Source organism: Gordonia oryzae (genome assembly GCF_003797185.1).
GTDB classification, from domain to species: domain Bacteria; phylum Actinomycetota; class Actinomycetes; order Mycobacteriales; family Mycobacteriaceae; genus Gordonia; species Gordonia oryzae.
The window spans coordinates 60572-82602 of sequence record NZ_RKMH01000006.1 but is presented as its reverse complement, the minus strand read 5'-3'; the positions used below and the strand labels follow the sequence as shown (position 1 = coordinate 82602).

At 65.6% G+C, this 22031-nt stretch carries 17 protein-coding genes and 1 pseudogene; 11 read left to right on the top strand and 7 right to left on the bottom strand.

The features are described from left to right. Positions 1 to 115 precede the first annotated feature (115 nt). From lepA to EF294_RS09070, 9 genes are all read left to right on the top strand, one after another. Positions 116 to 1999 (top strand): translation elongation factor 4, encoded by a 1884-nt coding sequence (lepA, locus tag EF294_RS09110; RefSeq protein ID WP_123928514.1) that lies wholly within the window; start codon positions 116 to 118, stop codon positions 1997 to 1999. Further along, on the top strand, positions 1999 to 4071 hold the full coding sequence (locus tag EF294_RS09105; protein ID WP_425459414.1) for a M3 family metallopeptidase: 2073 nt from the start codon (positions 1999 to 2001) through the stop codon (positions 4069 to 4071). The genes lepA and EF294_RS09105 overlap by 1 nt, the downstream gene beginning before the upstream one ends. Positions 4072 to 4193: 122 nt before the next feature. Beyond that, positions 4194 to 6950 carry an aminotransferase class I/II-fold pyridoxal phosphate-dependent enzyme gene (locus EF294_RS09100; RefSeq protein WP_123928508.1) on the top strand — a complete coding sequence of 919 codons (2757 nt, stop codon included), beginning with the start codon at positions 4194 to 4196 and terminating at the stop codon, positions 6948 to 6950. An 82-nt stretch (positions 6951 to 7032) separates the two neighbouring features. Then, positions 7033 to 7956 carry a cation diffusion facilitator family transporter gene (locus EF294_RS09095; protein ID WP_123928505.1) on the top strand — a complete coding sequence of 308 codons (924 nt, stop codon included), beginning with the start codon at positions 7033 to 7035 and terminating at the stop codon, positions 7954 to 7956. A 136-nt stretch (positions 7957 to 8092) separates the two neighbouring features. Continuing rightward, entirely contained in the window at positions 8093 to 8293 is a 201-nt protein-coding gene (locus EF294_RS09090) for a hypothetical protein (RefSeq protein WP_123928502.1), read from the top strand. A gap of 380 nt (positions 8294 to 8673) precedes the next feature. Continuing rightward, entirely contained in the window at positions 8674 to 9726 is a 1053-nt protein-coding gene (locus tag EF294_RS09085) for a sulfate ABC transporter substrate-binding protein (protein WP_246007789.1), read from the top strand. Next, a complete protein-coding gene (gene cysT, locus EF294_RS09080; RefSeq protein WP_123928496.1) occupies positions 9723 to 10607 on the top strand; it encodes a sulfate ABC transporter permease subunit CysT in 885 nt (294 codons plus the stop codon). The genes EF294_RS09085 and cysT overlap by 4 nt, the downstream gene beginning before the upstream one ends. Further along, positions 10604 to 11599, top strand: a complete 996-nt coding sequence (gene cysW, locus EF294_RS09075; protein ID WP_123928492.1) for a sulfate ABC transporter permease subunit CysW — start codon at positions 10604 to 10606, stop codon at positions 11597 to 11599. Before cysT ends, cysW begins: the two co-directional genes overlap by 4 nt. A 1-nt stretch (position 11600) precedes the next feature. Beyond that, the gene (locus tag EF294_RS09070) at positions 11601 to 12596 is read left to right on the top strand and encodes a sulfate/molybdate ABC transporter ATP-binding protein (RefSeq protein WP_123928489.1); all 996 of its coding nucleotides are present in this window, start codon (positions 11601 to 11603) and stop codon (positions 12594 to 12596) included. A 56-nt stretch (positions 12597 to 12652) separates the two neighbouring features. Here EF294_RS09070 and EF294_RS09065 read toward each other — a convergent pair whose 3' ends face one another. From EF294_RS09065 to EF294_RS09045, 5 genes are read right to left on the bottom strand one after another with little or no spacing between them, the layout of a single operon-like run. Continuing rightward, positions 12653 to 13375 (bottom strand): sirohydrochlorin chelatase, encoded by a 723-nt coding sequence (locus tag EF294_RS09065; protein WP_123928487.1) that lies wholly within the window; start codon positions 13373 to 13375, stop codon positions 12653 to 12655. Next, positions 13372 to 14682, bottom strand: coding sequence for a sulfate adenylyltransferase subunit 1 (locus EF294_RS09060; protein WP_123928485.1), 1311 nt, complete (start codon positions 14680 to 14682; stop codon positions 13372 to 13374). Before EF294_RS09060 ends, EF294_RS09065 begins: the two co-directional genes overlap by 4 nt. Then, complete coding sequence (cysD, locus tag EF294_RS09055; protein WP_123928482.1) at positions 14682 to 15626, bottom strand: sulfate adenylyltransferase subunit CysD; 945 nt, start codon at positions 15624 to 15626, stop codon at positions 14682 to 14684. Before cysD ends, EF294_RS09060 begins: the two co-directional genes overlap by 1 nt. Beyond that, positions 15623 to 16372: a phosphoadenylyl-sulfate reductase gene (locus EF294_RS09050; RefSeq protein ID WP_123928479.1), complete on the bottom strand. Its 750-nt coding sequence runs from the start codon at positions 16370 to 16372 to the stop codon at positions 15623 to 15625. Before EF294_RS09050 ends, cysD begins: the two co-directional genes overlap by 4 nt. Continuing rightward, entirely contained in the window at positions 16369 to 18192 is a 1824-nt protein-coding gene (locus EF294_RS09045; protein WP_123928477.1) for a nitrite/sulfite reductase, read from the bottom strand. Before EF294_RS09045 ends, EF294_RS09050 begins: the two co-directional genes overlap by 4 nt. A 406-nt stretch (positions 18193 to 18598) precedes the next feature. On the opposite strand from EF294_RS09045, the gene hemW reads away from it, so the two are divergent. Next, positions 18599 to 19810 carry a radical SAM family heme chaperone HemW gene (gene hemW, locus EF294_RS09040; RefSeq protein ID WP_123928474.1) on the top strand — a complete coding sequence of 404 codons (1212 nt, stop codon included), beginning with the start codon at positions 18599 to 18601 and terminating at the stop codon, positions 19808 to 19810. A gap of 238 nt (positions 19811 to 20048) precedes the next feature. Here hemW and EF294_RS09030 read toward each other — a convergent pair. After that, a pseudogene (locus EF294_RS09030) lies at positions 20049 to 20358 on the bottom strand (AAA family ATPase); the annotation flags it as partial. 15 nt (positions 20359 to 20373) lie between these two features. Continuing rightward, complete coding sequence (locus tag EF294_RS09025; RefSeq protein ID WP_123928471.1) at positions 20374 to 20835, bottom strand: type II toxin-antitoxin system VapB family antitoxin; 462 nt, start codon at positions 20833 to 20835, stop codon at positions 20374 to 20376. 156 nt (positions 20836 to 20991) lie between these two features. Here EF294_RS09025 and hrcA point away from each other — a divergent pair, with 156 nt between their 5' ends. Then, the gene (hrcA, locus tag EF294_RS09020; protein ID WP_123928468.1) at positions 20992 to 22026 is read left to right on the top strand and encodes a heat-inducible transcriptional repressor HrcA; all 1035 of its coding nucleotides are present in this window, start codon (positions 20992 to 20994) and stop codon (positions 22024 to 22026) included. Positions 22027 to 22031: the final 5 nt, after the last annotated feature.

The window sequence follows — 22031 nt, the reverse complement described above, 5'->3', positions numbered from 1 at the left end:
CTGGGCGCTGTCGGCGGTCAGAGGAGCGCCCTCGGGGGTTCCGGGGTGATCGGGTCGGGTCCGCACCGAGGTCGTGTGGAACCGAGGTCATGAGAAACTGGTACGACGCAACACCGTGTTACCACCGAGGAGTAGTCCGATTCCCACCTTCGCCGACACCACGTTCACCGATCCCGCGCAGATCAGGAACTTCTGTATCATCGCGCACATCGACCACGGGAAGTCCACCCTCGCCGATCGGATGTTGCAGCTCACTGGTGTGGTCTCGGATCGGGACATGCGGGCGCAGTACCTCGACCGGATGGACATCGAACGCGAACGCGGCATCACCATCAAGGCACAGAACGTCCGGCTGCCGTGGACGGTGACCGGAGCCGACGGCACCGACGAGAAGTACGTGCTGCACCTCATCGACACCCCCGGTCATGTCGACTTCACCTATGAGGTGTCGCGCGCGCTCGAGGCCTGCGAGGGTGCCGTGCTGTTGGTCGACGCCGCGCAGGGTATCGAGGCGCAGACGTTGGCCAATCTCTACCTCGCGATGGACAACGACCTGACCATCATCCCGGTGCTCAACAAGATCGACCTGCCCGCGGCCGATCCCGATCGCTACGCCGCCGAGATCGCCCACATCATCGGGTGCGAGGCCGACGAGGTCCTGCGGGTCTCGGGTAAGACCGGCGCGGGTGTGCCCGCGCTGCTCGACGAGGTGATCCGTCAGGTCCCGGCGCCGCAGGGCGATCCGGACGCACCGGCGCGCGCGATGATCTTCGACTCCGTCTACGACACCTATCGGGGCGTCGTCACCTACGTGCGTGTGGTCGACGGCGCGATCGTGCCGCGCGAGAAGATAGCGATGATGTCCACCGGCGCCACTCACGAACTGCTCGAGGTCGGCATCGTTTCCCCAGAACCCAAGCCGTCCAAGGGACTCGGCGTCGGCGAGGTCGGCTATCTGATCACCGGTGTGAAAGATGTGCGGCAGTCCAAGGTCGGTGACACCGTGACCACGGCTCGGCACGGTGCCGAAGAGCCACTCACCGGATATCGCGAGCCCCGACCGATGGTCTACTCCGGCCTGTATCCGGTGGACGGATCCGACTACCCGGTGCTGCGCGATGCGCTGGACAAACTGCAACTCAACGACGCTGCGCTCACCTATGACCCGGAGACCTCGGTAGCCCTCGGTTTCGGGTTCCGCTGCGGGTTCCTCGGCCTGCTGCACATGGAGATCACCCGTGAGCGCCTCGAGCGTGAATTCGACCTCGACCTGATCTCGACGGCACCCAACGTGGTCTACCGGGTGGTGATGGAAGACGGTGCAGAGCACATTGTGACCAACCCGTCGGACTGGCCGGAAGGCAAGGCACGCAACATCTTCGAGCCGATCGTCAAGACCACGATCATCGCGCCGAGCGAGTTCATCGGCGCGATCATGGAACTGTGCCAGTCGCGGCGCGGCGAACTCGGCGGCATGGACTACCTCTCGGAGACCCGGGTGGAGATGCGCTACACCATGCCGATGGCCGAGATCATCTTCGACTTCTTCGATTCGCTGAAATCCCGGACCCGCGGATACGCGAGTCTCGACTACGAGGAGGCCGGTGAGCAGGAGGCCGATCTGGTCAAGGTGGACATCTTGTTGCAGGGCGAGGCGGTCGACGCCTTCAGCGCGATCGTGCACCGCGATGCCGCCTACACCTACGGCAACAAGATGGCGATCAAGCTCAAGGAGCTCATCCCGCGCCAGCAGTACGAGGTGCCGATCCAGGCCGCCATCGGATCGAAGATCATTGCGCGCGAGAATATTCGAGCGATCCGCAAGGACGTGCTGGCCAAATGCTACGGCGGCGACATCAGCCGTAAACGCAAACTGCTCGAGAAGCAGAAGGAGGGCAAGAAGCGCATGAAGACCATCGGGCGGGTGGATGTGCCGCAGGAGGCCTTCGTGGCGGCACTGTCCACCGATTCCCAGGGCGACAAGCCGAAGGCGAAATGATGACCGCCGACGGACCGAGTATTAATCCCGTTCTCGCACACAGTGATTTGCCGCACGGACTGCCGGACTTCGCGTCGATCTCCGACGAGGATTTCCTGCCGGCGTTCACCGAGGCCATGGGCACCCACCTCGATGAGATCGCCGCGATCGCCGACAACCCGCAACCGCCGACCTTCGCCAACACGGTGGAGGCTCTCGAACTGTCGGGCCGCGATCTGGCTCGCGCCGCTGGGGTGTTCTTCAACCTCGTCGGCGCCGACACCAACCCGCGGCGCAACGAGATCTCCCAAGAGCTGTCCACGCGGCTGACCGATCACGCGAACGCCATCGCGATGAACCCGGCGCTGTTCGCCCGGATCTCGGATGTATACGGCCGCGCCGATCAGGTCGCGATGACCGAGCCGCAACGCCGTCTCCTTCACAAGAGTTACCGCGACGCCGTGCGCGCGGGTGCGGGTCTCGATGCGTCCGGGCAGACCCAGATGCGTGAGATATCCTCGCGCCTGGCGTATCTGACGACCACCTTTTCGCAGAAGATCCTCGACGACACCAATGCCTCGGCGGTGTTCGTCGACGACGTCTCCCGGCTCGACGGGCTTGGCGCCGGCCAGATCGCCTCGGCGCGCCGCGCCGCCGCCGAGGCCGGTCACGAGTCCGGCTACCTGATCAGCCTGGAACTGCCGACGAGTCAGTCCGTGCTGACCGAACTGTCCGACCCGCGGACCCGGCAACGGATCTTCGACGCCTCGATCTCCCGATGCGCGCGCGGCAACGAGTTCGACACGCGGGAGTTGCTGCGCGAGATCGTCGTGCTGCGGGCCCGGCGCGCCCAACTGCTCGGCTATCGCGATCACGCCGACTATGTGATCGCCGAGCAGACCGCGCCCGACGCGACGGCCGTGGAGCAGTTGCTGACCGAGTTGATCGGCTCGGCGAGCGCCGCGGGAGGGCGGGAGATCGCCGCGCTGACCGAGTTCGCGCGCGGCATTGACCCGGACGTCCGGATCGGTGCCGCCGACTTGACCTATTGGCTTGCGCGGCAACGTCATTCACATTCCGAGGTGGATCTCGACGCATTCGCCGACTACTGCGAACTCGACACCGTGATCACGCGCGGCGTGTTCTACGCGGCGGGAGTTCTCTACGGATTGAGCTTCACCGAGCGCCCGGATCTGCGCGCCTACCACCCCGATGTGCGCATCTGGGAGGTCTTCGACGAGTCCGGTGACAGCATCGGTCTGTTCCTGGGTGACTATTTCGCGCGGCCGTCCAAGCGGGGCGGGGCGTGGATGAACAACATCGTCGATCAGTCTTCAAGGCTGGCTAGCCAACCCGTCATCGTCAACGTGTTGAACATCCCCAAACCCGATGCGGGACAACCAGCTCTGCTGAGCATCGATCAATTGACCACGCTGTTCCACGAATTCGGTCACGCATTACACGGCCTGCTCTCGGCCGTCGAGTATCCGTCGCAGTCGGGGACGTCGGTGCCGCGGGACTTCGTCGAATTCCCCTCGCAGGTCAACGAGATGTGGGCGTTGCACCCCGATGTGCTCGCCAACTATGCGCGCCATCATGAGACGGGGGAGCCGATCCCCGCCGAACTCGCCGACGCCGCACGGGCCAACGCCGGTGCCGACACCGCCCACGGCACCGTCGAGTATCTCGCCGCATCGGCACTGGACCTGGCCTGGCACCGACTGTCGGTCGCCGACGCCGAGGCGGTCGACGACGTCGAGGCATTCGAGAGCGACGCCCTGCGTGCGGCCGGACTCGGGACCGACCTGATCCCACCGCGCTATCGCAGCGCCTACTTCAACCACATCTTCGGCGGCGGCTATTCGGCCGGCTACTACTCCTACATCTGGTCGGAGGTACTCGACGCCGAGACCGAACAATGGTTCCTTGCCAAGGGTGGTTTGCGCCGGGAGAACGGTGCTCGCTTCGCCGCCTCGACGCTGTCGCGCGGTAACAGCGTCGAACCGCTCTCGCCACATGTGCTGTTGATCGGACACCAGCCCGACATCGGGCCGTTGATGCGACGGCGCGGGCTGGTCTCCGAGGACGTGTGACCAGCAGTCGATGAGACGGTGGCGGGCTGCTCACCAGAACGCCATCGCCCGTTCGATCGGCATTCGCCTGTCCGACCCTCGGGGCGCCGACCCTGGGATACCCGGCGTCGAGAGGGTTTGCCATGGTCGAGAACGGTCACGCCTACAACAGTGTCTGGCAGTTGCGCGGCGATCTGTGGTGTCGCCTCGACGAAGCGGCCGATCGCCTCAATCGTCCGGATACCGTCGGCGAGCGGCGTGAGCAATATCTGGGGATCTGTCGCGGTCTGATCACCGAACTGGCTACGCTCGAACCCTATTGGGCTTTTCCGGGTCCGTCGCGTTTCGCGCGACTGCAGCGGCGTTTCGGCTCCGGGGATCACCGTCACTTCGGCAAGATGGTGGCCGACATCAACAATGCGTTGACCACGGAGTCCTACCGACACGGCGACGCAGACGTCGACAAGGATGCGGCGATCTTCCCGACCGATCCCCGTGAGATCGAGCATCGACCGGTGAATACTCAGGGCCAGTTGTACTTCGAGGTCCTGGTCGTCGAGTCGATGACCGAGGCGGCCGAACGTGCGCTGCGGCAAGAGGTTCGCAGTTGGCGCCGCCCCGACGATCAGTGTGCCTACGAACTCGTTGTCGTCGGAAGCGGCGAAGAGGCGATGGTTGCTGCTCGGCTCAACGCGAACCTGCAGGCCGTGGTGATCCGGCGCCGGTTCTCGCACGCGTCCGCCCGAGACCTCACCGGCCTCGACGACTTCGTCGATCGTGAGTTGTCCGAGTCGTTGGCCGAGCACCTCTCACCGGAGGAACGCGCGCAGATCCTGGCCGGCGCACTGAGTGATCTGCGACCCGAGCTCGATCTCTACCTGATGACCGAGATCGAGGTCGAGGACATGGCGGGTAGGCTCGGCGCGCACTTCCGCCGGGTATTCCATGCGCGCGAAGGCGTTCTGGAGTTGCACCTGAGTCTGTTGCAGGGTGTCGCCGAGCGGTACCGGACGCCGTTCTTCAGCGCACTCAAGGAGTACAGCCACCGCCCCACGGGCGTCTTTCATGCGCTGCCCATTTCTCAGGGCAAGTCGATCGTGGGATCGCATTGGATCCAGGACATGGTGAGTTTCTACGGGCTCAACGTGTTCATGGCCGAGACGTCGGCGACGTGCGGCGGTCTCGATTCGCTCCTCGAGCCAACCGGGCCATTGCGCGACGCGCAGGAACTCGCCGGAAAGATCTACGGCAGCAGGCACACCTACTTCGTCACCAACGGTACGTCGACCGCCAACAAGATCGTGACCCAGTCGCTCGTCGCGCCGGGCGACATCGTGCTGCTCGACCGCAACTGTCACCAGTCCCACCACTACGGCATGCTGCTGGCCGGCGCGCAGGTGACCTACCTCGAAGCCTATCCGCTGCCTGACTTCTCGATGTACGGGGCGGTGCCGATGCGCGAGATCAAGGGCAAGCTCCTCGCGCTTCGCCGCGCCGGAAAGCTCGACCGTGTCAAGCTGATCTCCCTCACCAACTGCACATTCGACGGCATCGTCTACGACCCGATTCGCGTCATGGAAGAGTGTCTCGCGATCAAGCCCGACCTGGTATTCCTCTGGGACGAAGCGTGGTTCGCGTTCGCGCGTTTCCATCCGGTCTACCGCAACCGGACTGCCATGCACAGTGCGGCCGAACTTCGTCGGCGTTTCGCCGATCCGCAGTACCGGGCGTCCTACGAGGACCATCTCTGCGCTCAGTCCGAGGTCACCGACGAGGAACTGCTGAATACGAGGTTGCGACCCGATCCCGCCCGCGCACGAGTGCGGGTGTACGCGACCCAATCCACCCACAAGACGTTGACGTCGTTGCGACAGGGTTCGATGATCCACGTCTTCGATCAGGACTTCGACCAGAAGGTCGCCGAGCCATTTCACGAGGCCTATATGGCACATACCTCGACCTCGCCGAATTACCAGATCCTCGCGTCGTTGGATCTCGGCAGACGCCAGGTGGCGCTCGAGGGCGTCGAACTGGTCCAGCGACAGATCGAGAACGCGATGCGCCTTCGCGATGCCATCGACAACCATCCGTTGCTGGCGCGCTACGTCAAGTGTCTGCGCACGAGCGACCTCATCCCGGTCACCCACCGGCCCTCACGCATCGATCAGCCGTTGCGGTCCGGCCTGCGCAACATGCAAACCGCTTGGAGCCAAGACGAATTCGTCCTCGACCCGTCGCGGATCACCTTGTCCATCGGGCGCACCGGTTACGACGGTGACACCTTCAAGCGTGAGCAATTGATGGATCGATACGGGGTCCAGATCAACAAGACCTCGCGCAACACGGTGTTGTTCATGACCAACATCGGCACCACGCGAAGCTCGGTCGCGTTCCTCGTCGAAGTGATGGTCAACATCGTCCGCGAACTCGACGAGAATGTCGAGGAGATGGGGATCGACGAGCGCGCGCGATTCGAACAGACGGTCCGCCGGTTGACCGAGAGAGCGCCAGCGATGCCCGATTTCAGTGGATTTCACCCGGCGTTCTGCGACCCCTCCGGCTCCGAGCCGACACCGGAAGGTGACGTGCGTAGCGCGTTCTACCTCGCCTACGACGACGCCAATTGTGAATACCTCTCGGCGGAAACGATTCTCGAGCGGATCGCTTCGGGCCGGGACGTGGTGTCGGCGACCTTTGTCACCCCGTACCCGCCCGGCTTCCCCGTCCTGGTGCCCGGGCAGGTCTTCAGTGCGAACATCCTCGATTTCATCACCACGCTCGACACCCCCGAGATCCACGGCTACCGGCCCGATTTCGGCTATCGGGTCTACACCGAGAAGGCGATCGAGAATCTGTTGGCGACCCGAGAGGCGTCGGACCCGAGGGCGGTGATCGGGTGAGTGCCTCGTCGGAGGCTACTCGTGGTTGCGGTACCAGTGGCTGTAGTGCCCGCGGTTGCACTACTCGTGGTCCAATGGATACATGTCTTCCGGGTCCGTCGAGGCACGCCAGGATCTGACGCGCTACGCGCTGCTCAGTATCGTCACCGCGATCGTGGTAATCGTCATGAAGCTGCTCGCGTGGCGGATCAGCGGGTCGGTCGGTCTGCTCTCCGATGCGCTTGAGTCTCTGGTCAACCTGGCGGCGGCGATTGCTGCATTCCTCGCGCTGCGGGTCGTCGCGCGTCCGGCCGATGCCGAGCATAACTTTGGCCATTCCAAAGCCGAGTACTTCTCGGCGGTGTTCGAGGGGGTACTCATCGTCGCGGCATCCGTGGCGATCGTGGTTGCAGCCGCCGAGCGACTTGCCCACCCGGCCGAACTCGAGTCGGTGGGGCTGGGTCTGGCTATCTCGGTGGCCGCCACGATCGTCAACGCGATTGTCGCGGTGCTGTTGCTGCGAGCTGGCAAGCGACACCGGTCGATGACGCTGGAAGCAGACGGCAAACATCTGCTGACCGACGTGTGGACGACGGTTGGGGTGGTCGTCGGTGTGTTCCTGGTTCTGCTGACCGGTTGGCAGCCACTGGATTCGATTGTCGCGATCCTGGTTGCGATCAACATCGTGGTTGTCGGCGGGCGCCTGATATGGCGATCCGGTGACGGTCTGCTTGACGCGGCGCTGCCCGCCGCCGACTTGGTGAAGATCTCCGGTGTCCTCGACCGATTCCGGTCGGGCGAGGTCGATTTTCACGATGTCCGCACCCGCGAGGCGGGTCACGAGCGTTTCGTCCAGTTGCACATGCTCGTCCCGGGAGATTGGACGATCGACCACGGCCACGACCTCGCCGAGGCGGTGGAGGACGAACTGCACTCGACTCTCGATCACCTTCGGGTCACGATTCACATGGAGCCGATCAACGACCCTCGCGCCTACGAACCCTGGCGGCTGGACGCACCGGGCTGAGGCGACCAGATCGGGGCATATGATGGCGAACGGCCTGGGGCAGGCGCCGAAACGAGACCGGATCGGACGATCCACGAATTTCGAATCACGCTGATCAGAACCCTGGGATGTTCGGCGGCAGATGAGGTGATCACTGGTGAACGGGCTACTCGCCTGGTGGGACGGAACGGAGGAATGGCTGACCGGCCTGGCCTTCGTCCCACAGCTCCTGGTCACCCTCGTGGTGGTGGTGCCATGCGCGATCTTCGTGGCCATCGCACTGAACGCGCTGGTCGACGGCGTGATGTCGGTGATCGATCGTCGTCGGTTCGCCGATGAAGACAGGAAAGGTTTGTAGTCGGTGATCGGTTCACGTGTGACCTGGGCGTTGCTGGCGCTCATCGTGCTGGTCCTGCTGGCCTGGCTCTTGACTCGGTAGCATCGTCGATCGACCGTGTCAAGAGCTGGTAGGTGATGGTTGGCCCGCCGGTCGGGCGCGTTGCTAGCGTGAGTCGGTCCGCCGGACGACACGCATCCACCGAACTTGTTGATGCCGGCACCCGGCGGACGCGATTCATGCCCAGCCGGCCATGCCTGTCATGGCCATCTCAGTCACGGAGGAACGTGTCAGTGAATACCGTGCCCGGGGGTCACGCGCCCGGGAGAAACGTGCCCGGCGGTGCTGTCACCGTCACGCGACGCAGCACACCGGTGTTGGTGTGTCTGCTGGCCCTCGCGATGGTCCTGATCTCCGGGTGCGCCGGCGGTTCGACCGACGAACCCGACGGTGTCGACATCTCCAGCGGCAGCCGACACCTCGACCTGGTGGCGTATGCGACGCCCAAATCGGGATTCGACCACATCGTCCCGGCCTTCCGCGCAACCCCCGCAGGCGCCGACATCGGCTTCTCGGCGTCCTATGGGGCCTCCGGGGACCAGTCCCGCAAGGTCGCGCGCCGCGTACCCGCCGACGTAGTGAACCTCTCCGTGGAGCCCGACATCACCCGCCTGGTGAAAGCCGGTCTGGTGGACAAAGACTGGAAGACCCAGTTCCCCTACAACAGCACGCCTTTCGGGTCGGTCGTGGCACTCGTGGTGCGCAAGGGCAACCCCAAGAACATCCACAACTGGAACGACCTGCTCAAGCCGGGGGTACAGGTAGTGACCCCCAACCCCGGTAGCTCGGGTTCGGCTAAGTGGAATCTGCTCGCGCCATACTCGGCGATGAGCAACGGTGGCCGCAACCCTCAGGCCGGCCTCGACTACGTCGCCCAGCTCGTCCGCGACCATGTGCGTGTGGTGCCCAAGTCTGGTCGTGAGGCCACGACGGCATTCGAGCAGGGTCAAGGTGATGTCCTGATCAGCTACGAAAACGAAGCCATCATGCTCGACCGGGCCAACGCGACCGCGAGTCCGCGCAATCAGGTCGAGTACCTCATTCCGCCCCAGACGTTCAAGATCGAGAATCCGGTAGCGATCGTCAACACGACCTCCGACGTGGCCGGCGCCCGCGCATTTGTCGGCTTCCTGTTTTCCGATGAAGCACAACGGATCTGGGCTCAGCAGGGCTTCCGGCCGGTCGTCCCGGCGATCGCCGAGCAGACCCGTGACCTGTTCCCTGGGGCCATCGAGAAGCTGTGGACGATCAAAGAGCTGGGCAAGGTTCTCGGTGCCGGGACCGCCGCGAATAACGACGGCGTGGATCTCACCGGGTGGAAGGCCGTCGACTCGGCGCTCTTCGGCACCAAAGGGGCGATTACCAAGATCTACGATGCAGGGGGCAGACAGTGACCTCGAACGCCTCGACCACCGAACCCGAAGCGGCCGCGTCGCCGCCCGGTGCCGCCCCGCCCGGCGGATTCCTGGGGCGTGTGCGCACGTTTACCGGGGTCAGCCCGGCCACCGTTGGTCTGGCCTGGCTGTGGCTCAGTGTCATCGTGCTGCTGCCGCTGGCCGCGATCACTGTGCAGTCCTTCGACGACGGCTGGAGCGGGTTCTGGGATGCGGTCACCGCGCCCGCAGCACTCGACGCCCTGTGGATCACTGTGCTCGTCTCGGTGTTCGCGGCGCTGATCAATGTCGTCTTCGGAACCATCATCGCCTGGGTGTTGGTCCGGGATGAGTTCCCCGGCAAGGGATTCGTCAACGCGATCATCGATCTGCCGTTCGCCCTGCCGACCATCGTGGCCAGCCTGGTGCTGCTGTCGCTCTACGGCCCCAACAGCCCCATCGACATCCAGCTCAACGCCACCAAACCGGCGCTGGTGATCGCCCTGACGTTCGTCACACTGCCGTTCGTCGTGCGACAGGTGCAGCCGGTGCTGCTCGAACTCGAGGTCGACGTCGAGGAGGCCGCCGCGGTTCTCGGTGCGCGCAACTGGACGACCTTCCGCAAGATCGTGCTGCCGGCGCTGCTGCCGTCGATCCTGACCGGGGCGGGGCTGGCCTTCACCCGCGCGATCGGGGAGTTCGGTTCAGTGGTGCTCATCGGCGGCAACATTCCCGGCGACACCCAGGTCGCCGCGCAGTACATCCAGCAACAGATCGAGATCGATTCACCGGTCAGCGCCGCGGCGATCTCGGTGGTGCTGTTGCTCATCGCGTTCGTCACACTGCTGATCCTGCGCATTGCGGGCCGGCGGCAGTCCACCCGAGAGGACTCCGACCGATGAAAGTGTCGCCCCTGACCCGATACGGGCTGCGCGGGATCGCGCTGATCTATCTGTTCATCCTGTTGATCGTGCCGGTCGGCGCCATCTTCTATCGCTCCTTCGAACACGGCATCGTGCAGTTCTGGGAGTGGATCACCACCCCGGCGGCGATCTCGGCGTTGCAGCTGAGCCTGCTGATCGTGGTGATCGTCGTGCCGCTCAACGTGGTCTTCGGAGTGCTGACCGCACTTGCGTTGGCGCGTGGACGATTCCCGGGCAAGGGTGTCCTTCAGGCCGTGGTGGACCTGCCGTTCGCGGTGTCCCCGGTCGTTGCCGGCGTCGCGCTGATCCTGCTGTGGGGATACGGCGGATGGTTCGGCGGCGTCGAGAGCCTCGGCTTCCGGGTGATCTTCGGTTTCCCAGGGTTGGTCCTCGCCACCCTGTTCGTCACACTGCCGTTTGTGGCGCGCGAGGTAGAGCCGGTGCTACGCGAGATCGGCACCGAACAGGAGGAGGCCGCGGCAACCCTGGGAGCCAATGCGTGGCAGGTGTTCTGGCGGATCACCCTACCCGCCATCCGATGGGGGCTGACCTACGGTGTGGTACTCACGGTGGCTCGCGCGCTCGGCGAGTACGGCGCCGTCACCATGGTGTCGTCGAACTATCCGGGTCTTTCCCAGACGCTGACGCTGCTGGTCAACTCGCGCTACACCGACGACTACAACGAGTTCGGTGCGTATGCTGCGGCCACACTGCTCATGTTCGTCGCGATCGTCGTGCTTGTGCTGATGTCGCTGATCGAGCGTCGCGCGAAATCCCGTGTCGCCGATGCCAGTGGCGCCGGTGCCGACGGTCCCGCCTCGCCCGACGCGGTTGTCGAGACCCAGTCGAACGCGCCGCACGGTCCGGAGTCGATCGGCGCCCATCAGGTGGTCACCGAGCATGTCCACCATAACGCCGCGCCGCAAGGATCGGCCCCCCGAAATGCCTCTACCAGTGAGAAAGGCGTGTGATATGTCCATCTCGGTGATCGGAGCGAACAAGCGCTACGGTGACTTCGCGGCTCTCGACGATGTTTCGATCGACATCCCCGACGGCCAATTGACCTCGCTACTCGGTCCGTCGGGGTCGGGTAAATCGACACTGCTGCGGGCGATTGCGGGCCTGGACACCCTCGACTCGGGCACCGTGATCATCAACGGCAACGATGTCTCCAAGAAGTCACCGCAGCAGCGTGACATCGGATTCGTGTTCCAGCACTACGCGGCCTTCAAACACCTCACCGTGCGCGACAACATCGCTTTCGGGTTGAAGATCCGCAAGAAGCCCACGGCCGAGGTGGACGCCAAGGTCGACGAGTTGCTCGAGGTCGTCGGGCTCACCGTGTTCCAGCGGCGGTTTCCCGCGCAGTTGTCCGGCGGCCAGCGCCAGCGCATGGCCCTGGCTCGCGCCCTGGCCGTCGATCCCAAGGTGCTGCTCCTCGACGAACCCTTCGGCGCACTCGACGCCAAGGTGCGCGAAGACCTGCGAAAGTGGTTGCGCCGCCTGCACGAAGAGGTCCACGTGACCACGGTGCTGGTGACCCACGACCAGCAGGAGGCGCTCGACGTCTCCGACCGGATCGCGGTGCTCAACAAGGGCCGTATCGAACAGGTCGGTGCGCCCGACGATCTCTACGACCGACCGGTCAACCCGTTCGTCGCGTCGTTCCTCGGTTCGACCGTGCGACTCAACGGCGAACTGGTTCGCCCGCACGATATCCGGATCGGGCGGACCCCGGAGATGGCGTGGCCGTCTGCGGACCCGACCCTGGACACCGGGGTCCTCAAGGCCACGGTGTCCAGGGTGGTGAATCTGGGATTCGAGACCCGGGTGGAACTCGTGGCGGTGGCCTCGGGTGAGGAGTTCGCCGCGCAGATTACCCGCGGTGATCAGAACGCGCTCAATCTTCAGGCCGGCGAGACCGTGTACGCGCGGGCGACCAAGGTTGCGGCGTTCTCGGAGAGCTGAGCGGGCCGGTGCGGCCCGGGTGCCGGGCCCGGGCCGTCATCACGAGGGATCAGCGGTCAGACCGCCGTCAGGTGGGAGCACGCCACCGCCGTCGTGTAACGGTCGGCGATAGCCTCGATCACATCCGGATGCGCGCCGAGTGGACCGGCGACCAGGGCGCCCGGTGCGAGCTGGTCCAGTGCGGTTTCGACGCGCTCGGTCAACTGGCCTGCGGACAGGAAGTAGGGGCTCAAGGCGATGCGCTCGGCTCCGGCGGTACGCAGTCGCCGGATCGCGGTGCGCAGGGCGATCTCAGCGGCACCGAGGCGGGTTGCGAAGACCACGTCGACCGGGCGGTGTAGCCGGGTCGAGAGCTCGACGGCGCGTCGCCGGACCACCAGCGCGGCAGCGGGATTGGTCGAACCGGCGGCCGTGACGAGCAGGCCGTCGGAGTCGGCGAGCCCGGCTTGCTCGAGACGATCGGCCAACGCCGCCGACAGCGAGGTTGCGCCGATCACGCTGGTGATCACCGCATTACCGGGCGCCCGTGTCGAGGCGACGATCTCAGGTAGATCGATGTCGCTGTGATAGCCGGGTGCCAATAACAGCGGCACCACGACGACCCGCCCATGTAGCGCCGCCAGCTCGCCGGCCACCAGGGGCTCGTCGAAATCAAGGAACGACAGGCGCACATCGGTACCCGAGAGACGACAGGCGACGGCGTGCCGCACGCGGCGGGCAGTGTCGGCGAACCGGTGATCCCGACTGCCGTGTGCGACGAGCAAAAGACTCGCGCTCACACCAACTCTTGGAGGTGCAGGGATGCGAGAGCGTCACCGATGAGCCCGGCTGCCAGCGTGTTGCCGCCCTGCGGGTCGATCAGCAGGAAACTGCCCGACTCTCGGTTCACCTGGTAGTCGTCGGCCGGAATTGGCTCGGCGGTCTGCACGGTGATGCGGCCGATGTGGTTGAGCTCCAACGAGTCCGGTGCATCGGTCAACGCCAGGTTCTGCTCGTCGAACAGCACGTCGAGGGTGCCGACGATGGCCTGGGTGGTCTTGGTGCCGTGCTTGAGCAGCAAACGGGCACCTGGGCGCAGTGGCTTGTCTGCCAGCCAGCACACTGTCGCGGAGAACTGCTGGATCGGCTCGGGGGCATCGACGGCCGAGGCGATGAGGTCACCGCGGGAAATGTCGACATCGTCGGCTAGCAGCAGGGTGACACTGCGACCGGTGTGTGCGGTCGCCAATTGACCGTCCGCGGTGTCGATCTGGGTGACGGTTGTGCGGACCCCGGATGGTGACACGACGACCTCGTCACCGACGGCGACCCGGCCCGCGGCGATCTGTCCGGCATACCCGCGGTAATCCGGGTATTCCGGTGTGCGCGGCCGGATCACGTACTGCACAGGGAATCGCAGACCCACTTCCGAGCGATCCGACCCGCTCGGGACGGTCTCGAGATGCTCGATCAGTGTCGGGCCATCATAGAACGGGGTGTTCTGCGACCGGCTGGCGATGTTGTCTCCATGTAACGCGGACACCGGGATAGCGGTGACCTGCTCGTCGGACCAGCCCAGAGTGCGCGTCAGGGAGCGGAATTCGTCGGAGATCTCGGCGAATACCGTGGCCGCATCCTCGACGAGGTCGATCTTGTTGACCGCGAGCACCAGTTGCGGAACACCGAGCAGGGCCATCACCGCGGCGTGCCGCCGCGTCTGGACGACTACGCCGTAGCGGGCGTCCACGAGCAGCATCACCAGCTGCGCGGTGGAGGCACCCGATACGGTGTTGCGCGTGTACTGCACGTGGCCGGGGGTGTCGGCGAGCACGAACGAGCGTGCGGGCGTGGCGAAGTAGCGGTAGGCGACGTCGATGGTGATGCCTTGCTCACGCTCGGCGCGCAGGCCGTCGACGAGCAGTGACAGGTCCGGCCCGGCCAGCCCACGGTCGACCGAGGCACGGGTCACCGCGTCGATCTGGTCGGCGAGCACCGATTTGGTGTCGTAGAGCAACCGGCCGACCAGGGTCGACTTGCCGTCGTCGACGCTTCCGGCGGTCGCGATGCGCAGCAGATCGGGGACGTGTCCGAGAGTGTTGTTGGCCATCAGAAGTATCCTTCGCGTTTACGGTCTTCCATGGCCGCCTCCGACACCCGGTCGTCACCGCGGGTGGCACCACGCTCGGTGAGTCGAGAGGCGGCGACCTCGGCGAGGACGGCCTCGTTGTCGGCGGCCTCGGACAGGACTGCTCCGGTCGACGAACCGTCACCGACGGTGCGGTAGCGGACCGAAAGGCGTTGGAGCTTTTCACCGTCGCGCGGCCCGCCCCACACGCCGGGGGTCATCCACATGCCGTCGCGCTCGAAGACCTCACGCTCGTGGGCGTAGTAAATGGACGGCAGCAGCACCTGCTCGCGGGCGATGTAACGCCACACGTCGAGCTCGGTCCAATTCGACAGGGGGAACACCCGGACGTGCTCGCCGGGAGCGTGGCGACCGTTGTACAGGTTCCATAGCTCCGGGCGCTGACGTTTGGGATCCCACTGGCCGAAGGCGTTGCGCAGCGAGAAGATCCGCTCCTTGGCGCGTGAGCGTTCCTCGTCGCGGCGCCCGCCGCCGAACACCGCGTCGAAGCGGTTCTCGGTGATCGCGTCGAGCAGCGGGATAGTCTGCAGCGGGTTGCGCACTCCGTCGGGACGTTCGGTGAGCCGACCGTCGGCGAGGTAGTCCTCTACCTTGGCCACATGCAGCCGCAGGTCGTGGCGGGCCACCACCTGGTCGCGGAACTCGAGAACCTCGGTGAGGTTGTGCCCGGTGTCGACGTGCAGCAGCGAGAACGGAAGCGGCGCAGGCCAGAACGCCTTGAGTGCCACATGCAGCAGAACGGTGGAGTCCTTACCGCCGGAGAACAGGATCACCGGTCGCTCGAATTCGCCTGCGACCTCACGGAAGATGTGGATGGCCTCGGACTCGAGAGCATCGAGGGTGGTGAAGTCGTCGCTGGTGTCCACCTCGCGGTCGGCGCTGGCGACGGGATCGGTGATGGTCATGCGTGCAGCCCACATTCTGTCTTGGCGCGGCCTGCCCAACGGCCGCTGCGCGGATCGGATCCGGGTTCGGGTTTGGCCGTGCACGGGGCGCAGCCGATCGACGGGTAGCCCTCGTCGACAAGAGGATTGACGAGTACGCCGTGGGTATCGATGTAGGACTGCATCTGCTCGTCGGACCATGCGGCGATCGGATTGATCTTCACCAGCCCGAAGCCCTCGTCGAACGAAATCAGCGGCGCGTTGGCCCGGGTGGGGGCTTCCACCCGGCGGATGCCGGTCACCCAGGCGTCGTAGGACCGCAGACCCGACTTGAGCGGCACCACCTTGCGCAGGCGGCAGCATTCGCCGGGATCTCGGGCGAACAGGTTGCGCCCCAACAGTTCGTCCTGCTCGGCGACGGTGTGTTCGGGGGTCAGGTTGATCATGTCGACGCCGTACACCTGTTCCACGGCGTCGCGGGTGCCGATCGTCTCCGCAAAGTGATAGCCGGTGTCGAGGAACAGGACCTTGACCGGATCGCCGCCAAGGAGGTCACGATCGATGTGTGTGACGGCGAGATCGACCAGCGCCGCGTCCTGCATGTTAGAGGCGACGACGAAGTTGTCGCCGAAGGTCCGGGCGGTCCACGCGAACAGTTCCTCGGGGGTGGCGTCGGGACCCAAGTCGGCGGCACCCTGCTCGGCGATCGCGCGTAGCTCATCCTGGCTGAAGTGACGACCGGTGGTCGTTGCGGTGGAGATGGTCATCGGAGTGCCTCCTCGTCGGCACGAACGGCCCACTGTGCGAACCGTTCTCCGTCCTCGCGCTGAGCTATGAAGTTGCGGACGACGCGGTCGATGTAGTCGCCGAGCTCGGTGGAGGTCACCTTGTGCCGGCGCAGCTTACGGCCGAATGCGGCGTCCTGGCCGAGGCTGCCACCAAGGTGGACCTGGAATCCCTCGGTCTGCCCGCCCGCGCCGTCCTCGACGAGCTGTCCCTTGAAGCCGATGTCGGCGATCTGCGATCGGGCGCAGGAGTTGGGGCAGCCGTTGATGTTCACGGTGATCGGGACGTCGAGCCGGGAGTTGATGTCGGCCAGACGCTCCTCGAGTTCGGGCACCAGCACCTGCGACCGCTTGCGGGTCTCGACGAAGGACAGCTTGCAGAACTCGATCCCGCTGCACGCCATCAGGTTCCGGCGCCAATTCGACGCGCGGGCGATGAGCCCCAGCTTGGCGAGGTCGGCGATGAGCACCTCGACCTGGTCGTCGGGGACGTCGAGCACGATCAGTTTCTGGTACGGGGTGAACCGGATGCGGTCGGAGCCGACGCGCTCAGCGGCCTCGGCGACGGCGGTGAGCTTGGTGCCCGACACCCGGCCCGCGATGGCGGCGAAGCCCACCGAGTTCAGACCATTCTTGAGCTTCTGGACACCCACATGATCGCGCGGCTCGGTCAACGGAGTGGGCGCCGGGCCGTCGATCAGCTTGCGGTGCAGGTATTCGTCCTCGAGGACCTGACGGAACTTCTCGATGCCCCAGTCCTTGATGAGGAATTTCAGGCGGGCCTTGGTGCGCAGCCGGCGATAGCCGTAGTCACGGAAGATCGACACGACGCCCTCCCAGACGTCGGGGACCTCGTCGAGCGGGATCCACGCTCCCACTCGCTGGGCGAGCATCGGATTCGTCGACAGGCCGCCGCCGACCCAGAGATCAAGTCCCGGACCGTGTTCGGGGTGTTCGACGCCGATGAAGGCGATGTCGTTGGTCTCGTGCGAGACGTCCTGCAGACCGGAGATCGCGGTCTTGAACTTGCGCGGCAGGTTCGAGTACTGCGGGTCGCCGATGTAGCGGCGCACGATCTCGTCGATGGCCGGCGTCGGATCGAGTACCTCGTCGACGGCCTCTCCGGCCAAGGGTGATCCCAGGATGATGCGCGGGCAGTCGCCGCAGGCCTCGGTGGTCTTGAGCCCGACACCCTCGATGCGTTCCCAGATGGTGGGGACGTCCTCGATGCGTATCCAGTGATACTGCACGTTCTCCCGGTCGGAGAGATCGGCGGTGTCGCGGGCGAATTCGGTCGAGATCTGACCGAGGGTGCGCAGCTGTTCGACGTTGAGAGCGCCCGCATCGCAACGGATGCGCATCATGAAGTGGCTGTCCTCGAGGGTGTCGATGTTCTCGTCACCGGTCCAGGTGCCGTCGTAACCCTCGGCGCGCTGGGTGTAGAGACCCCACCAGCGCATGCGCCCACGGAGATCCTGCTTGTCGATCGACTCGAAGCCCTGCTTGGAGTAGATGTTCTCGATCCGCGCCCGCACGTTGAGCGGGTTGTCGTCCTTCTTGACCTGCTCGTTGGGGTTCAGAGGCTCGCGGTAGCCGAGCTTCCACTGACCTTCGGCGCGTCGTGTGGTCGGGCGGGTCTTCTTGCGAGCCGGGCGCTCGGCGGTACCGGTCGTCGCGGTGCCCGCTGTCGCGGAACCTGATGTCGCGGTCTCGGCGCTTGCCGATCCGGCGCGTGGGCCTGGGGCGGACTCCTCGGGGACGGGGGAGTTGCCGGCCTCGGTGAGGTCCGTCGTTGACGTCATGAACTCTCCTGTGCCGGCGCACAGGGCACCGGCGATCGCACGGTCTGGGCTGTGACGTGGCGGCATACCCGCGTCAGATGCGGGGACTCTCCGGGCCGAAACGTCGTCTACAGACGACAGGTAGCGCTGCAGACGCGCTTGAGATCTACGTGGCGTCGCGCGGCGAGCCACACCCCGGGGAAATTCACGTGCTCCATAGTGCCACGACCATCCGTCTCGCGTCTACTTGGGAATACTTTGCACCACGGTGAGGCAAAGTGGCTTGCAGCGATGCTGGCATCGTTGCAGGACCGACGTCGCGAATGTGGTGGCCTACCGAGAGCAAGGCCTGCGCGTTGGTGCGTATTCCCCGGATTCGAGGCTGGGTGATTCGGGGCTGTGCGGGGTGGGCGCGCATCATGGGGTGGTGACGTCCGTTTCGACTGCCGCCGTGCCGGCCGTGGTCGTCGACGCCTGCGGGGCCGTCGACGCCGGGATCGGCCTGGGGCTCTACCTGCACGTTCCGTTCTGCGCGTCGAGGTGCGGATACTGCGACTTCAACACCTACACCGCGGGCGAACTCGGGTCGTCGGCGTCGCCGCATTCGTGGTTCGAGGCGGTGGGCCGCGAACTCGACCACGCTGCGGCGCTGATGACCCCGGCGCGCCCGGTGTCGACCATCTTCGTCGGCGGCGGCACACCGTCGTTGCTCGGTGGTGACGGCCTCGCTGGTCTGCTCGATGCCGTGCGCAGTCGATTCGATCTCGCCGACGATGCCGAGATCACCACCGAATCCAATCCGGAATCGACCTCACCGGAGTTCTTCGCGCGCCTACTGGAGGCGGGCTTCACGCGGATCTCGCTCGGAATGCAGTCTGCGGCCCCCCACGTGCTGAGCACCCTTGACCGCACGCATACCCCCGGCCGCGCCGTCGCCGCGGCCCGCGAGGCGGCCGTCGCCGGTTTCGCCCACATCAATCTCGACCTCATCTACGGAACACCCGGCGAGACCGACGCCGACCTCGACGCGAGCCTCGATGCGGTACTGGCCACCCCCGTCGATCACGTGTCGGCGTACGCGCTGATCGTCGAGGACGGCACCGCGCTGGCGCGGCGGATCCGCAGCGGTGAACTGCCCGCCCCCGACGACGACGTCCTCGCCTCCCGCTACCAGCACATCGATAAACGCCTGGGCAACAACGGTTTCGAGTGGTACGAGGTGTCCAACTGGGCGCGCTCGGCTGCCGCGGAATGTCGTCACAATCTGTCCTACTGGTACAGCCACGACTGGTGGGGAATCGGGCCCGGAGCGCACTCGCACGTGCGCGGGGTCCGGTGGTCCAACGTCAAACATCCAGCGCGCTATGCGAGCACTCTGGCCGACGGCTCGCTGCCGGTGGCCGCCCATGAGGTGCTTACCGCCGCGGACCGCCACGTCGAATCGGTGATGCTGACCGCGCGGTGTCGCAGCGGGTTACGCCGTGAGTCCCTCTGCGGGGCGGAGGTGTCGTGCGCCGAGGAACTCGTCGCGCGAGAAATGCTTCGTCCGACCGGCGATGCGTGGGTCCTCACCGACCGCGGTCGCCTGCTCGCCGACGCCGTGGTGCGCGAGATCCTCATCGCGGGCGAGGACGGCTGACGACGCCGGGCGATCAGGTGCAGATCCGGCCGGGCGCCTCGATCAGACCGACGTGGCCACGTGCGCCGAGTGCGTCGGCGAGGTTGTTCTCGACGGTTGCCTCGACCTGTCGGGCGGTAGCGATCCGACACCGGCCACGGGCGCTTCGGTGGACGACGGCCGGATCGACGAGATCGGAGCGCCGATAGGGTCAGGCCCGTCAGGAGACGGCCGGCCCACGTGTGGTGCTCGCCCTTTTCGAATCGAGGATCTGCGGCACCGAGCGCAGCACCGTCGTGTGCGCCTTCTCCGCCTCGTCGAACAGGACGACAGCCGGTCGAGAGGTGTTGCCCTCCAAGAGTTCCGGGCCGAAGCGGGTGATGTGTTCCTGCGCGCCCGGATGGCCAGGGGGTGCGTCGGGCAGAGATGCGGCAGGGTGCTCCTGGGCTGGGGTGTTGATGTCGATCCGCGAAAGTTTGTCGGCGTCTCCCGGCGCTCTGCGTGGCGAGCCGGCGGGCCAGTTTGGTCGTGCCGACACCGATCGGACCGTCGAACAACAACGACGCGATCGGCCGGTGTCGGGTTCACCAGCGCTGAGGTGGCGGGGTCCAGCCGGTACTGCGGGCCGCGCGTCGGTGCGCCCCGCCGGCCGGGGACTCCCCGAATGGCGGAGTGGCCCCGATTGCGGGGAGTTCGTCGGACTCGGTGCCTAGTTGCTCGTCGAGCGGCGGCGCCCCCGGTCGCAGATCGAGCGCATCGAGATCGAGCATCCGTGCGTGGATGACCGTGCGGTTACGCAGCGCCGATCGGACCGCCCGGTGTAGACCGTCCTCGAGAAACAGGTTTCCGTCGTAGCGGACCACATGGGAGAACAGGTCCCCATAGAACGTGGAATCCTCGCTGAGCAGCTTGTCCAGGGCGAGCACCGTAGTCACCGTGATCAGCTCGTCGAGGCGGAACTGTCGAGGCGGGATCTTGGCCCAACCGCGATGGGTCAACGCGTGGTCAGGGTATGGCTTGCCCTCCCGGACGCCTTTGAAGATCATCGCGACCTTCCTGTCGTGGGCGGTGTTCGCCCGGGCCGCCGGAGATCGCCGGCGCCTCGCCGATCGAACACGTGCACCCGTACTTCGTGGCGGTGTTTCGTAGAATGAACCCACCCACTGTAGGGCAGAGGGCGGGTTCGAGAGGAGGTCTGGCCTGTGTCGACCACCGATGATCGGCGGTTCGAGATTCTTCGTGCCATCGTCACCGACTTCGTTGCCACGCAGGAGCCGATCGGGTCGAAGGCGCTCGTCGAACGCCATCAGCTCGGCGTCTCCAGTGCCACGGTGCGCAATGACATGGCGGTACTCGAGGCCGAGGGCTACATCGCGCAACCACACACGAGTTCGGGACGGATACCCACCGACAAGGGGTACCGGATGTTCGTCGACCGCATCAGCGAGGTCAAACCGCTGTCAGCGGCCGAGCGTCGCGCGATCCTGTCAGTGCTCGATTCCGGAGTCGATCTCGACGACGTGCTGCGCCGGTCGGTGCGACTGCTGGCCCAGCTCACCCGCCAGGTCGCGGTCATCCAGTATCCGGTCTTGTCCACCGCGACGGTGCGTCACCTCGAGGTGATCACCGTGTCACCCTCGCGGTTGTTGCTGATCGTGATCACCGACACCGGCCGTGTCGAGCAACGCATGGTCGCCCTTTCGCAAGACCTCGCCGAGGACGAGATCGTCCGTCTGCGGGACATGTTCTCCGCGGCGCTGCACGGCAAGCGGCTCGAGGAGGCCTCGGCGTCGGTGGCCGAATTGGCCAACAACGCACCAGCCGATCTGCGGACCGCGACGGTGAATGTCGCGACCGTGTTGGTCGAGACCCTCGTCGAACGGGGCGAGGACCGTGTGGTGGTGACGGGCACGTCGAATCTCGCGCGGGCCGCCGCCGATTTCGCCCCGGTCAACGGCGGGATGGATTCGGTCCTCGAGGCTCTCGAGGAGCAGGTGGTCGTCCTCAAGCTGTTGGCGACGAGCCAGCGGATGGGCCGGGTCACGGTGCAGATCGGGGAGGAGACGCGGACCGAGAACCTGCGTGGCACCTCGGTGGTGTCGACGGGGTACGGTGCTTCGGGCACCGTGTTCGGCGGGGTCGGGGTCGTCGGGCCCACCCGCATGGACTATCCGGGAACCATCGCGTCGGTGGCAGCCGTTGCCAAGTACGTGGGCGAGGTGCTCGCCGAGCGCTGAACCAG

What these genes read in the sequence shown, in the direction of transcription:
- EF294_RS09105 (WP_425459414.1), top strand. Translation starts at nt 1,999, where the DNA reads ATGACCGCCGACGGACCGAGTATTAATCCCGTTCTCGCACACAGTGAT.
- EF294_RS09100 (WP_123928508.1), top strand. Translation starts at nt 4,194, where the DNA reads ATGGTCGAGAACGGTCACGCCTACAACAGTGTCTGGCAGTTGCGCGGC.
- EF294_RS09095 (WP_123928505.1), top strand. Translation starts at nt 7,033, where the DNA reads ATGTCTTCCGGGTCCGTCGAGGCACGCCAGGATCTGACGCGCTACGCG.
- EF294_RS09085 (WP_246007789.1), top strand. Translation starts at nt 8,674, where the DNA reads ATGGTCCTGATCTCCGGGTGCGCCGGCGGTTCGACCGACGAACCCGAC.
- cysW (WP_123928492.1), top strand. Translation starts at nt 10,604, where the DNA reads ATGAAAGTGTCGCCCCTGACCCGATACGGGCTGCGCGGGATCGCGCTG.
- EF294_RS09070 (WP_123928489.1), top strand. Translation starts at nt 11,601, where the DNA reads ATGTCCATCTCGGTGATCGGAGCGAACAAGCGCTACGGTGACTTCGCG.
- EF294_RS09060 (WP_123928485.1), bottom strand. Translation starts at nt 14,682, where the DNA reads ATGGCCAACAACACTCTCGGACACGTCCCCGATCTGCTGCGCATCGCG.
- cysD (WP_123928482.1), bottom strand. Translation starts at nt 15,626, where the DNA reads ATGACCATCACCGATCCCGTCGCCAGCGCCGACCGCGAGGTGGACACC.
- EF294_RS09050 (WP_123928479.1), bottom strand. Translation starts at nt 16,372, where the DNA reads ATGACCATCTCCACCGCAACGACCACCGGTCGTCACTTCAGCCAGGAT.
- EF294_RS09045 (WP_123928477.1), bottom strand. Translation starts at nt 18,192, where the DNA reads ATGACGTCAACGACGGACCTCACCGAGGCCGGCAACTCCCCCGTCCCC.
- EF294_RS09025 (WP_123928471.1), bottom strand. Translation starts at nt 20,835, where the DNA reads ATGATCTTCAAAGGCGTCCGGGAGGGCAAGCCATACCCTGACCACGCG.